The organism is Paraburkholderia fungorum, assembly GCF_046027215.1.
Taxonomy (GTDB): Bacteria; Pseudomonadota; Gammaproteobacteria; order Burkholderiales; family Burkholderiaceae; genus Paraburkholderia; species Paraburkholderia fungorum_D.
In genome coordinates, this window is the sequence record NZ_JAQQEN010000002.1 from 1,605,446 (window position 1) to 1,619,408 (window position 13,963).

The window sequence follows — 13,963 nt, forward strand, 5'->3', positions numbered from 1 at the left end:
CCGGTCGATCATGCGTTGCGACGGCTAATGCCGTGCGGTGACTGAAAGATATCGACAGGACAGCGCTTTCGGTAGACTGCCAGGTGGCATATCACCTGTGAATTGAACTCACAATGGCACGTTTGGATGTGAACCGTTCCGGCGAACTCGAAGTGTTCGTGCGCGCGGTCGAACTCGGCGGCTTCTCGGCAGCGGCGCGCACGCTCGGCATGACGCCGTCCGCGGTCAGCAAACTGGTGGCGCGGCTCGAAGCCCGGCTCGGCGCGCGGCTGGTGAATCGCTCGACACGCAATCTGCAACTCACGCCCGAAGGCTGCGTGTTTTACGAACGCGGCGTGCGCGTGCTCGCGGAACTCGACGAAACCGAACGCGGCGCCGCCACTGGCGCGGCGCCGCGCGGCCGGCTGCGGGTCCATGCCAACGTGCCGCTCGGGCGGCACTATCTGCTGCCGCTGGTGCCGGCATTTCTTGCCATGCATCCCGAGATCACCCTCGATATCGTGTTGACGGACCAGGTCGTCGACTTGCTGGAGCAGCGCACCGATATCGCGTTGCGCAGCGGTCCGCTGAAGGATTCGCAACTGGTGGCGCGCAAGCTGGGGGAAGCGAAGATGGTGATTGCCGGCGCGCCTGCCTATCTGGCGAAGCACGGCACGCCGCAGACGCCCGCCGATTTAACCAAGCACAACCGGCTCGGCTTCGGTTTTGCGCGAGCGGTCACCGGCTGGCCCTTGCTCGATGGCGACGGACGCCGGATCGAGGTGCCAGTTGAAGGTAACGCCCAGGTCAGCGATGGCGAGACGCTCCGCCAACTGGCCTTGGCAGGGGTCGGGCTCGCGCGGCTCGCCGCCTTCCAGGTGCGCGAGGACGTGGCCGCCGGGCGCCTCGCCGTTGTACTCGAAGCGTTCGATCCCGGCGCTACCGAGCCAGTCAATGCGCTCTATCTCGGCCAGGGCGGCCATTTGCCCGCGCGCGTGCGCGCGCTGCTCGATTTCCTGGCAGAACGGATGCGTGTCGAGTGACACGCATCACAATCAGCCACGCTTACTGCGATTCCTCCGCCCATACGGCATTTTCCCGCGCCATCAGCGCCGTCGACGCTGCCGGACCGAACGTGCCCGCCGTATAGCCACGCGGCCGGTCGCCCGACTTCGCCCAGCCTTCCAGAATCGGCTCCGCCCATGTCCATGCCGCTTCGAGTTCGTCGCGGCGCATGAAGTGCGTCAGACGTCCGCGAATCACGTCGATCAGCAAACGCTCGTACGCTTCCGCGCGGCGCTCGGTGAAAGCCTGCTGCAGATCGAGATTCAGGTTCACTGGCAGCATGTGCATGCCGCTGCCCGGTTCCTTCGCGAGCATTTGCAACTGGATCGACTCCTCCGGCTGCAACTGGATCACGAGACGGTTGCCATAGTTGCGTCCGCCGCTCGGAATGATCGAAAACGGCAACTCGGAAAACTCGATGACGATCTCCGACACCTTCTTCTGCATCCGCTTGCCAGTACGCAGGTAAAACGGCACGTTGGCCCAGCGCCAGTTGTTGATATGCGCGCGCAACGAGACGAAAGTCTCGGCCCGGCTGCCGGCCGGCACGTTGTCTTCCTCGAGATAGCCCTTCACCGGCTCGCCGTTCACCGCACCGGCCGTGTACTGGCCACGCACCGTATCGCGCGCGATATCCTCCGGCGTCATGGGACGCAGCGAGCGCAGCACCTTGAGCTTTTCGTCGCGCACTGCGTCCGGATCGAGCGACACGGGCGGCTCCATCGCGACGATACACAGCAGTTGCAGCAAGTGGTTCTGCACCATGTCGCGCAGCGCACCGGTTTTATCGTAGAAGCCCGCGCGGCTGCCCACGCCAACCTCTTCGGCCACCGTGATCTGCACACGCTTGATGTACGGCGCCTGCCACAGCGGGCCAAAAATCGCGTTGCCGAAGCGCAGCACCATCAGGTTCTGCACCGTTTCCTTGCCGAGGTAATGGTCGATCCGATAGATCTGCGCTTCGTTGAAATGCTTGCCGACCGCCGTATTGATCTCCTGCGCCGACGCCAGATCGTGGCCCAGCGGTTTTTCCAGCACGACGCGCGAATTCGGATCGATCAGGTCCGCGCTCGCGAGGTTGTCGCAGATATGCGTGAACAGATCCGGCGACGTCGCGAGATAGAACACGCGCCGCGCGCCTTGCCGCGACGCCTGGCTCAGACGCTGGTAGTCCTCGGCCGAATCGACGTCCATGCGCACGTACTCGAACAGCGACAGGAATTTGTCCCAGGCAGCGGCGTCGAACGCCTTCTTTTCGATGAAGGGCTTGGCCTTCAATTCCATGAAGTCTTTGATGTATTCCTCGCACGACCATGGCTTGCGGCCGATCGTGAAGATGCGGGTATCCGGCGGCAGATTGCAGTGCAGATGCGCCATATAGAGCGCCGGCAGCAGCTTGCGAAACGACAGATCGCCGGTGCCGCCGAAAATGATCATGTCGAGCGGCAGGTCAGGTTGGGCAGAAGCGTGTTGGGTCGTCATAGCGCGGTCGCAGCGTCGTGATGGATAGGCGGGAGTGAAAACTTTGGGGACGAATGAAGCACAAGCGCCGGATAAACGGCACTTTTTTCTGGCAAACGCCTATGGTGCAACGTTTTGAGATTGTTTGCACGGCAACATGCGCCGCAGGTTGGCGCAATATGCCAACCTGCAGCCATCGGCCGGTGCCCGGCGGGCACTTCAAACGGCCCGCGATCAGGCGCCGGACAAGGCCTCGCGCGCCACGCGGCACGCCGCCAGATCCCACGCCGCGCAACCGACACTTTTGAAAACGATCGGTCTCGCGCGTGGCAAAGACGCGGCATTCTGGAGCACTGCGGCGATTCCGCCGACCTGCGGCCAGTCCACGCCGGCCTGGATGAAGTCACCGGCTTCGTGCTGCGCGCCCGCTTCGTCGTCGACGAAAAGCGCGCTGCCCGCGATGGTGCGCGCGCCGATTTCGACCATCTCAGGCGTAAATGCGCCCACGCCGATCACGAGCCGGTCCGCCCGCGCCGCTTCGTCATAGACGGCCTGTTTGCTGGTGGTGAGCGCGATCACGATGTCGACCGGATCGGGCACCTGCGTGTCCGCCAGCGCCCGCAGTTCGCGCGCCTTGCCACGCTGCGCGGCGCAAAAGGCCTCAGCCCGCTCGGGCGCACTGCCCTTCACCCACACCCGCGCCTCGGGAAACAGTTCGCCGATCGCCTCCAGATGGTTGGCCGCCTGCGTGCCGGTGCCGATCAGCAGGAATTCGCGCGGCGCGGCCGGTGCGAATGTCTGCACACCTAGCATCGACATCGCCGCCGTGCGCCGTCCGGTCACCGTCGGGCCGTCGAGGATAAAGAGCGTCTCGCCGGTATCGGCGTCGAATGCCATCACCTGGCCGTGGATGGTCGGCAATCCGCGTGGCCCATTGCTCGCGCACACGTTCACCAGCTTGTGGATCGCGAGATCGGGCGCGGTAGCCGGCATCGACAGCAGGATGCCGCCCGCGTTGAGCGGCACGACGAGCCGCTCGGGACTGGCGATGCGCTTGTGCGCGTAGTCGATGCTCGCGCGCTTTAACGCGTCGACGAGTGCCGCATACGGAATCAGGCGCGCGGTGGCGGCAGCGTCGAAAATCTGTGTGGTCGGGCGTGTCATGAACGTGTTTTTCAATTCCTGGCGATGGATGGCGATGGGTAGCGTCGGTTCAGCGTACGAGGAACCCGTAAGTCAGCGGATCGCGTTCGTCGACGATCCAGTTCGCGAAGCCATAAACATGCGCGTCACCCTCGATTTCGGGAATCACCGCGTCGAAGCGGTCGAGCCGGGTCTCCGATAACACGCGGCCGCGAAAAATCGTGCCGATCACCGATTCATTGACGAGCGTTTCGTCGCGGCCCAGCTCACCGCGCAGAAAGAGTTGCGCGACGCGTCCCGCCGTGCCGGACCCGGTCGGCGAGCGGTCCACTTCCCGGTCGGCGAACACGCAGCAGTTGGCCTGGGTCGAGCCGGGGTGACGCGGCGCATTGTCGATGATCGTGCCGTAGATGTGGTTGATTTCGGGGATCAGCGGGTGTTCGACCTTGAAGGCCGCATTCGCCGCGCGTTTGACTTCGTCGCCGAACTGGATGAGCCGTTCGACTTCAGCCTCGCGCACGCCCAGATTGAACGGCTTGCCGGACGTGTAGAAATAGAACGCGCCGCCGAAGGCGATATCGCCGCGCACTTCGCCGAAGCCCGGCGTCTGCACCGTCACATCGCGCTGCCAGATAAACGACGGCACATTCACAAAGCGCACGTGACCGGCGTGCTCGCCGTCCCATTGCACGAAGGCTTCGATGAAGCCGCACGGCGCGTCGATGCCCACGCGCGTTTCCGGTTCGCTGCGTTCGATCCAGCCAAGCGCGACAGCCGCGGTGGCGAGCGCGATCACGCCGTGGCCGCAGTGGTCGCTATAGCCTTCGTTGTGCACGAAGATGATGCCGAAGTCGGCGCCTTCGCTGACCGGTTCGGTCAGATAGCCGCCGTACATGTCGGCATGGCCGCGCGGCTCGAACATCAACGCGCGGCGCAGGTGATCCGCGTGCGTTTTGAGCCAGGCGCGCCGTTCGACGATGGTCTTGCCGGGAAATTTCGGCAAGCCGCTGGTGACGATACGAAACGGCTCACCGGCGGTGTGCACTTCAACCGTGCTGATCATGCGATTCAGTTTCATGCGTGCGGTCATCCTGCGTGTGGACAATGGAACGGGTCAGCAAACAAACCTGCCCGTGCGGTGTCGGCGGCGCTAGCCGACGGGCGCTTCGCTCGGCCGGCGCGACGATTGAATCACCATTAGCCGGTCGCCTGCTTCGATCGGGCACGGCTCCTCTTCGTAAAAGGACAGCATGCGTCCCGCGCGCACCAGTCCCACCACCACCGCACCCGGCAACGCGTTGCTCCAGCGGCCGATTTCGAGCGCCGTAGCAGGACGTTCGAGCAAGGTGACCCGTCCTCGCGTCGACAACAGGTCGTTGACGAACGGCACGAGATAGTCGCTCTCCACCGCATCGGCAAGCAGCAGCCCGCCGATCTTGGTGGACGACACGATCACATTCGCGCCTGCCTGGCGCAACTGTCGCTGAAAAGTCTGCTCCTGAATCCGCACGACAATTTTCGTGTCCGGCGCGACGCTACGCACTGTCAGCGTGAGCAGGATCGCGGTGGCGTCGTCGGTGACGGCGATGAGGACCGCTTTCGCGATCCGCACCTGCGCCTGCTGCAGCAGATCCTCGCGCGACGGATCACCGAGCAGGCCCACCACGCCGAGCGCCGTCGCCGCTTCGAGCGCGCTCTGCTGCGAATCGATCACGATAATCGACGCCGCGCTCAGGCCGCTTTCCAGCAACTCGCGCACCGCGACCGAACCGCTCAATCCGTAACCGCAGACCACGACGTGATCGCGCAGCTGTTTTTGCAGGCGTTTCATGCGGAATTCCTCGATGACGCGTTGAATGACGAACTGGTAGGCGGTGCCCAGGAACACAAACCAGATGACGATGCGGATCGGCACGATAAAAAACGCGTCGATCAGCCGCGCGCGGGCGGTGATCGGCACGATGTCGCCGTAACCGACCGTGGCGACGGTGACCATCGTGAAATACATCAGATCGACGATGCCGAGCACCTTGCGGTTGGCGTCGCGCAGGCCGTCGCGATCGAGATAAAGCACGGCGAAGGCGAGCACGCACAGGCCGAGCACGAGATAGATGCGGTGCAGCAGCATACGCTGCGGCGATGCGGCGGGTCGCGTGAATAGCGTGCGGGCGCGCGGCGCCTGCCAGGGCAGGCGGGCACGGCGCGGCAGGCGAAAGCGTGGCGGCCGGGGCTCCGGCTGAGACTGATCAGACACGCGACGGCTCCGGGAGTCGGGAACAAGCGATTCTACGACGCCCGGCGCGCCACGGGGCCGGATCGGGAATGCTTAAGGGCGTGGCGCCGCCACATTCATTGCGGATTGGCCTGGTTATCCTGGGTACCCTGGTTGCTCTGGTTACTTTGGGTATTGTCCTGCTTGTCGGTCTTGAACATTGCCCGGCACTTTGGACTCAGTTCATCGAGATGCTGCTTCATGCAGGCAATAATCTTCTCCCGGTTCGGGATGTGCACGGCGCAGAAATGCATCGCGTCGCCGCGACAGGCTTTGGACTGTTCGTCACGGCTCGCTGCGTGCGCGGAAGTGACGGCGCTTACGCTGATGAGACTGGCGGCTAGCAGGGCGTGGATTCGATTCATGGCGGGTTCCGCTATCGCAATGGTCGGTGTCAAGCTGACGAGCAGAAAACGGGCCCGATCGTTGCGGCTCGCGAACGACCGGCCGGCTACCGCGTTTGGCGCGCGTGCGCGGGTGATCAGAAGTTTTTATAGCATGCTGTGCAGCGCTGCATCGTGCGTCGAAACACGTTGCGAGCGGAACGCCGACAGATCGAGTCTTCGCGCGCGGACGAGGCAGCCGCTTTATCTGTATCACGAATATTCGTCGTTTATTCGCCTGACAGATATTTGCCAAATATGCGTCTGACGAATATGTGACAGATATCTGTGAGACGAATAAAGTACATTTATTCGTCTCGCGGATAATTCGCCATGCTCCACCTCATCGCCACGCCGGACCAGATGGCCCAGTTGCTCGCTGCCGGGCGGCATCAGGCCGGCCTCACCCAGGCGCAGGCCGCCGCGCGGATCGGGGTCAGCCAAAGCCGTATCTCAGCGCTGGAAACCAATGCTTCCGCCCTCACCCTCGCGCAATTGCTGGCGCTGTGCGGCGCCTACGGTCTGCAATTGCAGGTACGCGACAAGAACCAGCCGGCGCCTGAGCCCGCGCCTCTGGTCGAGTGGTGACCATGGGCGGTGGAAAATGAGTGGCTGTGCCTGCAAATTCTGCGCGCCTATGGGTTGCCGGTTGCGAATACCGAGATCATGACGTTCGGCAAACAGCGGGTGCTGAGCGTGGAACGCTTCGCCAGGCAATTGCATTCGAGCGGGCAATGGTTGCTGCGCCTGCCGCAGGAAGATTTTTGCCAGGTGTACGGCGTCCCCTCGCACCGCAAATATGAAAGCGATGGCGGTCCGGGTCTGCTGCAGCTCGCGCAAATTCTCCAGCAATCGGTGAGCGCGCAGCAGGACATCGAGACACTGCTGGCGAGCCAGATCCTGTTCTGGATGCTGGCCGCACCAGATGGCCACGCGAAGAAGCGGAACTCGGCGGCGAAGCTCGACGCGATGCCTGCCGCGTAAAGCGACGCGAACGACAGTTGGCTGCCGCACGCATGCACACCGGTCGAACGTATTTCTCCGGCAATGCAACATCGGTTTCATCGGTAAAATACCCTCAATGCTGAACACATCAATGAATCGCCCAATCTGTCCGGAATCTGCCCGTTTTGTACCCCGCGTTGACGGGTTTTCCGGCACGCATACAAAATCACAGACTGCGATATTTTTACGGTACATTGCTGTCCCCTGCGTTGCCGCGACGATGCACGTCGAACCTGCCTGGCAGCGCCGCGCATGCCGTATCGCGGTCCCTACAGCCACCCTTTAAGACGGCGGATTCTCACGCAGTATGGCCAACGAAACACACTCACCTGACTCCATCGCAGTCGCCGAGCGCGTGCGCGAGTTGATGAGCCGGCATGGCATCGGCAAACGCCAGCAGACCACAGAGCTGTGCCGCATTCTCGATCTGAGTTTCTCGCAGGGACATCGCAAGCTGCGAGGCAATAGCCCCTGGACCCTGTCGCAGATAAAGAAGGTTGCCGAGGTGTTCGGCGAGCCGGCTGCGCAGCTGTTTGGAGCGCAGTCGCTCGATCCAGGCATGGTCGGCGCCATCGCCCAGGAAGCGATCTTCAGCATCGGCGCGCTCGAGCTGGCCTGCACGGCCTGGGTCGGCGCGGCGCTCGAACCGGGCAGTCGGCCGGAATTTGTCGCGTACTCGAAGCTCGGCCAGTGGCGTGTCGCGCGTCACGACGGCACGCTCTACCAGAGCGCGTTCGAGGTCCACAAGATCGAGATCTATCCACGCCGCGCTGAAACCGACAAGCCGGCCATCGCCGTGGTCGACGACGACCAGGCCTCCGCCGACAACCTGCGCGACTATCTGGAGCGCAGCGGCTTCACCGCCGTGGCGTTCTATGGTCTCGCGGCATTCGTGGAACAACTGCAAACGCAGGTGTTCGACGGCGTCGTGATCGACTGGCTGTTCGGCTCGCAAACCTCGGCTGCGGCGATTCGCGCGGTGCGCGCGTCGGAAAATGCAGACGCGCCGATTTTCGTGCTGACGGGCGAATTGCTGACCGGCAAGGCCAGCGAATCGGAAATCAGCCAGGTGATCCGCAATTACGACGTTGCCTGCTATGAGAAGCCGGCGCGCATGGCGATTCTGGTCGCCGATCTGTCCAAGCGACTGAACCGGCCCTGACGCACCTGCCGCGCCTGACCCGTCCGCCGGCGGCTGGCGATGCGTGGCGCGTGACGCCCGCCTCCGGCTCCACGGCGCGACGCCGCATCAAACTGTATGCCGCGAAGCCAGCGCACGCTGCAGCGTGGTGCGCAACTCTTCGTAATGTACTGGCTTTAACAACGCCTCGAAGAATGGCTGCGAGCCGGTCTCGTCCCCTTCCGTACCTGCCGCACGCTCCGGCGCATACGCGCTGACCACGATCACCGGCACGCCTGCCGACGCACTGCCGCGCGCGGCGAAGTCCGCCAGAAACGCATAACCGTCGCGCTCCGGCATATGCAGATCGAGCAGGATCACGTCGCAACGCCGGACATCGAGCCACGCGAGCGCATCGTCGGCATTGGCGACGGCGTGTGCGTCAAAATCCATATGCGCGATCATTTCACTGAGCGACTCGCGAATCAGCCGGTTATCGTCGACGATCAGCACGCAGGGGCGCGCGCCGCCCGGCTCCGCCTGCGCCACGACGCCGGCCGGCTCGGCGGCCCCAACGGGCATGACCGGAATCGTCACCGTGAAGGTCGTCCCCGCACCCACCGTACTATCCACGTCGACGGTACCGCCGAATAGCCTCACCAGCCCCTGCACGATCGTCAGGCCCATCCCCGCGCCTTCGAAGCGGCGCGTGCGCGAAGCGTCCAGCTGCGTGAACTCCTGGAAAATCAGCGGGATCTGCGCGCGCGGTACACCCGGCCCCGTATCGCTGACGATAAAAACCAGCACCGCGGGCCGCTGCGTCAGTTCCACGCGCACCGTGCCGGTTTCGGTGTAACGGATTGCGTTGGTGACAAGGTTGTTGACGATCTGGCGGATGCGATGCGGATCGGAATCGACCAGGCCGCTCGCGCCGCTGACCTCGCTTTCGAGCGCGAGACCGCGCACCGCCGCCGCCATCGCGTGTTCGTCAATGATCGAGGCCAGCAGCTCGCGCGGCTCGAAATGCTCGTGGCGCAACTCGAGCTTGCCGGCGCCGAGCCGCGCATAGTCGGTCAGGTCTTTCATCTGCGCCTCAAGGTGGCGCGCGGCGGTTTCGAGCCGCTGGATCACCTTGCGGTCCGCCTCGGAATGAAAGTTGAAACCCAGCAATTCGATCGACGACACGATCGCGTGCAAGGGCGTGCGCAGTTCGTGGCTGATCATGCCGAGAAACGCGTCCTTCGCGAGACTGGCCTCGCGCGCGGCGCGGCTCGCCTGGTGCTCCGCTTCGAGCGCCGCGTGCTGCTGATGCATCAGGCGCGTACGGCGCCGGCCATTGAACACCAGCAGCGTGGTCGCGGCCGCCGATAGCAGCAGCAACAACAGGCCGCCGGCAAACAGCATGCGCCGCTTGTCGATGAAATCGCGGTTCATCGCTTCGCGGTCGGCGACGTCGGCGAAACGGCGGCTCAGCGCGAGATCGTTGACCTCGTTCCAATGCAGGCGCAACTGCGAAACGATTCCCCTGGCGCGACTGCGGTCTTTCGGCAACGCGTCGACCTCCGGCTCGATGCCGCCCAGCAGATGATCGAGTGACTGGATCTCATCCAGTTGGCGTTGCAGCAGCGCGAGCTGCGTGGTCAGCCGGCGCGTCGAACCGGCCATCACGTGCAACTTCGATTGCAGCAACTGGTAGCGCAGCATCAGCCGCGGGTAGTCGTCGTCGACGCCGGACTGATACAGCAGCAACTGATTCTCGAAACGCGCGTAGGCGATCTGCAGTTGCGCGGCGTCCCAATAGAAACCGTCGTACGAGCCGGTCAGTTGTTCAGTCGCGCGCGGGTTCAACAGGTTCGCGTACAGCAGATAGCCGATCGCGCCGGCCGGCGCGGCGAGCGCGGTCAGCCAGATCAGCACATAGAGCACACGGCGCCATGGACGGCGCGTTATTTGACGATGAGGGCCTTGATCTGCCATACGAATTTCGAGTCACCCTCGGCGCCCGCGAGTTCAGCGGGGAATGCGTCGCGCGGATAAATAAGGAATAGCGGCCCGAAGTCACTGATCTTCAGGCGCCGGCCGTTCATGCTGTATGCAACGACCACGCCATAGCGATCGCAGTCCGACACCGGAACGGTGTACGTATAGTCGTCGAGCGTATGGATCTCGACTGCGCTGCCGTGCGCGCCGACCTTCTTCAGGATATCCGCGAGCAGCGGTCCTGTGAAGGTGGAACGCGGGGTCCAGGTGGTCCCGGTGGTGATCGAATGAGCCGGCAGTGCGAGCAGTTGCGCCTCGGTGAAGTGATAGACCGTGTGCGCCGCATCGGTGGCTTTGCCGATCTTGCCCTTCACGTCGAGCGACAAGGACAGCGACTGCGCCTGCGCGCTCCATGCCGCCAAGGCGAGAATCATGCCCATCATCCAGCATGCGCCCCTGCATGCGTTTTTCCCGCCGTCCACCCCTGGGTTCAGCTTGATCATCTGCTTTCTTGTTCCGTTATGTGCTTTTCTCGCGCGGCTTTGCGCTGCGCTTCGTCCTGCGCGAACCACCTCTCCCCGAGGCCGGCGCCTTTCCGGCGACTGCGCCATCGTGCCTTGCGGCAGCCCCCGTCGGGCGTCGCATCATTTCAGCGCGCGACTTTAAAACGCATGCATAATATCGCCAAATTTCTTTGATCTCAAAAAATGAGGGCGTGTCACCGCGTCGCTGCTGCGCGCCCTTCGCCATTAGTGTGACGCCCGTCTCACCCTGGCCACGCCCAGCAACACGAGTCATGAACAAGCCCGTTTTGCCCCTGACTTACGAACAGCTCGATCACTGGATCGAATCGCTGCAACCGGCGTTGCTGGCGGAGCGCTTCACGCTGGCGATCGGTATTCTGCGTGGCGGCGCGCCGCTCGCGCTGATGGTTTCGCATGCGGCCGGCACGCCGGTGGCGTTCCTGCGCTACGATCGCCAGGCCCGCGAGGTCGCCTGGGATTCGACCCTGCCGATCCCGCCCGCGGGGTCCAGGGTGCTGCTGTGCGAGGATATCGCCGGGCGCGGTTTTACCCTGACCGACTGCATCGCGTTCCTGCAACAACATGGCCTCGAGGTCCGCACGCTGACCGGCGCGGTCGACGATCTGAGCCGCGTGCAACCTGATTACGCGATCGACGCGCGCGGCTACTTCGCTCTCTTTCCATGGGAGCGGCAGGCGTACACCGAGCGGTATCGCGAAGACTGGGCGCGCGTCGAAGCAGGCGCCGCGCCCACCATGGCCGACGACCACGAATACGCCACGTACGCGATCGACCTCGACGGCATTCTGCTGCCCGACGTGCCGCTCGCGCGCTACGACGAGGATCTGGCCGCCGCGCTGGCCGAACGCGACGCGCTGCTGCCCTTTGACGTCCTGCCCGCCATCGACCTGCAACGCGTTCGCACGATCATCACCGGCCGCCCGGAACTGGATCGCGCACGCACCATGGCGTGGCTCACGCGGCACGGCTTCGGTCATATGCAACTGGTGATGCGCACACCCGGCACGCATGACGAAAGTCCCGCCGGCGCCGCCGCTCACAAGGCGGCCGCGGCGCTGCGCGGCGGCGTCACGCATTTTCTCGAAAGCGATCCGGTGCAGGCGCTGCTGATCGCGCAGCAGGCGCCGCTATTGCGTGTGATCTGGTGGGACGCTCTTACTCATAGCGGCATGCTGGTCGGCGCGCGCGCCTGGCACCAGGCCAGCTCTGAGCCCGCGCCGGGCGGGCGCTAGACCTCTTTCTGCTCTCTCGCCTCTTTGCCGTCCCGTAGATGCAGATGACGCGCGGCCCGCTGCGACGCGACCACGATCAGCTTCATGGTCGCGCGCGTGGCGCCGACAAACAGCTTGCGCGCGCTGCGCTCGTCGAAGCTATCGAAGTCCACCTCGGTGAGAATCACGCACGGCGCCGCTTGCCCCTTGAAGCGGTAGATCGACTCGAACAGCACGTCGCCCTCACGATACTCCGGGTTGCCGAACAGATCGTACTTGCCGGTAAAGCTGCGCAGCTTGTGCGGCCCAAGATGATCCTGCGCGGTCATCGCCGAGCCTTCCCGGCCGCGAAACGACAGCACCGCGATGTCCTGTTTGCGAAACCCCAGCGAGAGCGCTTGAGTGATCGCACGCTTGGTGGCCTCGATACTGCCTTCGGCGGCATTCGCTTCGTCGTAGACGGATAGCGAAATGTCGGAGCCGTCGAACGGGCTGCCCGAGGCGAGACGCGCGGCCACCGGCACCGCTGCGCCGATCACCTCGCGCACGTAGTCGAGAATGTCGCGCGGACTGCGGTAGTTGGTGGTTTCCTTAAGCGTGGTCCAGCCGGGCAACGCAACCGGCTCGCGCATATACAGATTCTGCAACGGGTCTTCCAGCCACCACCACGCCGCGTCAGACCGCAACAGACGCTCGAGCGCGGCCACCCAGGGCTGCTGGAAATCCTGTCCTTCATCGACGATCAGCACGTCGAATTGCCAGCGCGCGGTGATCGGCGTTCCGGCAAAAATTGTTTCCAGCTGGTTGAATACGTCGCCGGCCTGGAAGTCCGGCTCACGGCCCGCGTCGCGCGCAATCCAGTCGCACAGCTGGTGATAGTTCGCCACCTTCGCCTCGGGCGGCGCAACTCGCGCGATGTGATCCGCGAGCGGCCGGTTGAAGCACACGTACAGCGGCCGCTGTCCACGCGCCACCGCGTCTTTCATCACCTGCACGGCCAGCTGGGTCTTGCCGGAACCCGCCGTGCCGATCACGCGCAGGCGAAACGGCGTGAATTCGAGCCGCCGCGCCCAGCTGGCGAGCCCGCCTGCGAGGCGCGTGACGAGCGTGCCCGCCTGGCCGACCAGCGCGCTGGTGTCGGGCGTGAGCGCGAGTTCGTCGGCGAGGAAGTGGTGAATTTTCGCTGCGCTGGCAAGCCGCGGTTCATCGGCCGGCAAGGCTTCACGAATGATCGACGCGAGCCGCCCCTTGCGCGTCGCGTCGACGATCCGCGCGGGATTCACGCCGGCAATCGCCGTGTCCCTCACCACGTGGTCAGGGCAATACAGCAGCTCTTCGATAAAGTACGTGCCCGCGCCGAACGCCGCGGTGAAGCGCCGGTGCAGACTCTCGATGGTGTGGGCAAGTGCGATCGCCACGTTGCGTTCCGTCTGAAGGTAGACCTTGACGAGTCCCTTGGGCGTTTCGCGCAGGAAACCGGTTTTCTGCTCGACGATCATCATCCGCCCCGACGGACTGACGATCACGAAGTCGGCCTCGCCGAACACCGAAAAGTTCTGGTTCAGGCGCGTCCAGTGCACGCCGTGATAGACGGTGTAGTCGTCAGGGAGCGTCTCTTCGAGCAGCGCCAGCGTTTCGCGTTCGCGTGCCGCCGCGCCAGTGGCGGCGAGGCTCTTCCAGTCGTCGGGGACAATGCGCGCCATGCGGTGCCTCGTCGTATTCGGGTGCGCTCATTGTACGCAACGCATGCGCCTCGCCAGCATGACGTTTGCGCAAGCGCCGCGCGCCCGTCCGCGCGG

General features: G+C 64.1%; 12 protein-coding genes and 1 pseudogene. 5 read left to right on the plus strand and 8 right to left on the minus strand.

From position 1 onward, the window contains the following. The first annotated feature begins 113 nt into the window (after positions 1-113). Entirely contained in the window at positions 114-1,022 is a 909-nt protein-coding gene (locus tag PQR27_RS27695; RefSeq protein ID WP_408526787.1) for a LysR family transcriptional regulator, read from the plus strand. A 22-nt stretch (positions 1,023-1,044) separates the two neighbouring features. Here PQR27_RS27695 and zwf read toward each other — a convergent pair whose 3' ends face one another. The 5 genes from zwf to PQR27_RS27720 form a co-directional block, all read right to left on the minus strand. Continuing rightward, complete coding sequence (gene zwf / locus PQR27_RS27700) at positions 1,045-2,526, minus strand: glucose-6-phosphate dehydrogenase (RefSeq protein ID WP_408526788.1); 1,482 nt, start codon at positions 2,524-2,526, stop codon at positions 1,045-1,047. 213 nt (positions 2,527-2,739) lie between these two features. Next, positions 2,740-3,669 carry a bifunctional Delta(1)-pyrroline-2-carboxylate/Delta(1)-piperideine-2-carboxylate reductase gene (gene lhpI / locus PQR27_RS27705; RefSeq protein WP_408526789.1) on the minus strand — a complete coding sequence of 310 codons (930 nt, stop codon included), beginning with the start codon at positions 3,667-3,669 and terminating at the stop codon, positions 2,740-2,742. A gap of 49 nt (positions 3,670-3,718) precedes the next feature. Next, on the minus strand, positions 3,719-4,726 hold the full coding sequence (gene lhpH, locus PQR27_RS27710) for a trans-3-hydroxy-L-proline dehydratase (RefSeq protein WP_408526790.1): 1,008 nt from the start codon (positions 4,724-4,726) through the stop codon (positions 3,719-3,721). Between the two features lie 72 nt (positions 4,727-4,798). After that, positions 4,799-5,902, minus strand: a complete 1,104-nt coding sequence (locus tag PQR27_RS27715) for a potassium channel family protein (protein WP_408526791.1) — start codon at positions 5,900-5,902, stop codon at positions 4,799-4,801. A gap of 95 nt (positions 5,903-5,997) precedes the next feature. Beyond that, positions 5,998-6,285, minus strand: coding sequence for a hypothetical protein (locus tag PQR27_RS27720; protein WP_408526792.1), 288 nt, complete (start codon positions 6,283-6,285; stop codon positions 5,998-6,000). Between the two features lie 351 nt (positions 6,286-6,636). Here PQR27_RS27720 and relB point away from each other — a divergent pair, with 351 nt between their 5' ends. The 3 genes and pseudogenes from relB (at position 6,637) to PQR27_RS27735 (ending at position 8,470) form a co-directional block, all read left to right on the plus strand. Next, a complete protein-coding gene (gene relB, locus PQR27_RS27725) occupies positions 6,637-6,891 on the plus strand; it encodes a type II toxin-antitoxin system RelB family anti-toxin (protein ID WP_408526793.1) in 255 nt (84 codons plus the stop codon). Positions 6,892-6,897: 6 nt separating this feature from the next. Beyond that, positions 6,898-7,242 (plus strand): annotated as a pseudogene (locus PQR27_RS27730) (HipA domain-containing protein); the annotation flags it as partial. Between the two features lie 373 nt (positions 7,243-7,615). Next, complete coding sequence (locus PQR27_RS27735) at positions 7,616-8,470, plus strand: helix-turn-helix domain-containing protein (protein WP_408526794.1); 855 nt, start codon at positions 7,616-7,618, stop codon at positions 8,468-8,470. A gap of 87 nt (positions 8,471-8,557) precedes the next feature. Here PQR27_RS27735 and PQR27_RS27740 read toward each other — a convergent pair whose 3' ends face one another. After that, on the minus strand, positions 8,558-10,405 hold the full coding sequence (locus PQR27_RS27740) for an ATP-binding response regulator (protein WP_408526795.1): 1,848 nt from the start codon (positions 10,403-10,405) through the stop codon (positions 8,558-8,560). Further along, entirely contained in the window at positions 10,375-10,911 is a 537-nt protein-coding gene (locus PQR27_RS27745; RefSeq protein ID WP_408526796.1) for a putative pterin-binding protein, read from the minus strand. The genes PQR27_RS27740 and PQR27_RS27745 overlap by 31 nt, the downstream gene beginning before the upstream one ends. Positions 10,912-11,204: 293 nt before the next feature. Between PQR27_RS27745 and PQR27_RS27750 the strand changes: the two genes are divergently transcribed. Then, a complete protein-coding gene (locus tag PQR27_RS27750) occupies positions 11,205-12,185 on the plus strand; it encodes a phosphoribosyltransferase (RefSeq protein WP_408526797.1) in 981 nt (326 codons plus the stop codon). Here PQR27_RS27750 and PQR27_RS27755 read toward each other — a convergent pair. Then, positions 12,182-13,867 carry an ATP-binding domain-containing protein gene (locus PQR27_RS27755; protein ID WP_408526798.1) on the minus strand — a complete coding sequence of 562 codons (1,686 nt, stop codon included), beginning with the start codon at positions 13,865-13,867 and terminating at the stop codon, positions 12,182-12,184. The genes PQR27_RS27750 and PQR27_RS27755 overlap by 4 nt on opposite strands. Positions 13,868-13,963 lie beyond the last annotated feature (96 nt).

What these genes read in the sequence shown, in the direction of transcription:
- PQR27_RS27695 (WP_408526787.1), top strand. Translation starts at nt 114, where the DNA reads ATGGCACGTTTGGATGTGAACCGTTCCGGCGAACTCGAAGTGTTCGTG.
- PQR27_RS27720 (WP_408526792.1), bottom strand. Translation starts at nt 6,285, where the DNA reads ATGAATCGAATCCACGCCCTGCTAGCCGCCAGTCTCATCAGCGTAAGC.
- relB (WP_408526793.1), top strand. Translation starts at nt 6,637, where the DNA reads ATGCTCCACCTCATCGCCACGCCGGACCAGATGGCCCAGTTGCTCGCT.
- PQR27_RS27735 (WP_408526794.1), top strand. Translation starts at nt 7,616, where the DNA reads ATGGCCAACGAAACACACTCACCTGACTCCATCGCAGTCGCCGAGCGC.
- lhpH (WP_408526790.1), bottom strand. Translation starts at nt 4,726, where the DNA reads ATGAAACTGAATCGCATGATCAGCACGGTTGAAGTGCACACCGCCGGT.
- PQR27_RS27740 (WP_408526795.1), bottom strand. Translation starts at nt 10,405, where the DNA reads ATGGCAGATCAAGGCCCTCATCGTCAAATAACGCGCCGTCCATGGCGC.
- zwf (WP_408526788.1), bottom strand. Translation starts at nt 2,526, where the DNA reads ATGACGACCCAACACGCTTCTGCCCAACCTGACCTGCCGCTCGACATG.
- PQR27_RS27745 (WP_408526796.1), bottom strand. Translation starts at nt 10,911, where the DNA reads ATGATCAAGCTGAACCCAGGGGTGGACGGCGGGAAAAACGCATGCAGG.
- lhpI (WP_408526789.1), bottom strand. Translation starts at nt 3,669, where the DNA reads ATGACACGCCCGACCACACAGATTTTCGACGCTGCCGCCACCGCGCGC.
- PQR27_RS27750 (WP_408526797.1), top strand. Translation starts at nt 11,205, where the DNA reads ATGAACAAGCCCGTTTTGCCCCTGACTTACGAACAGCTCGATCACTGG.
- PQR27_RS27755 (WP_408526798.1), bottom strand. Translation starts at nt 13,867, where the DNA reads ATGGCGCGCATTGTCCCCGACGACTGGAAGAGCCTCGCCGCCACTGGC.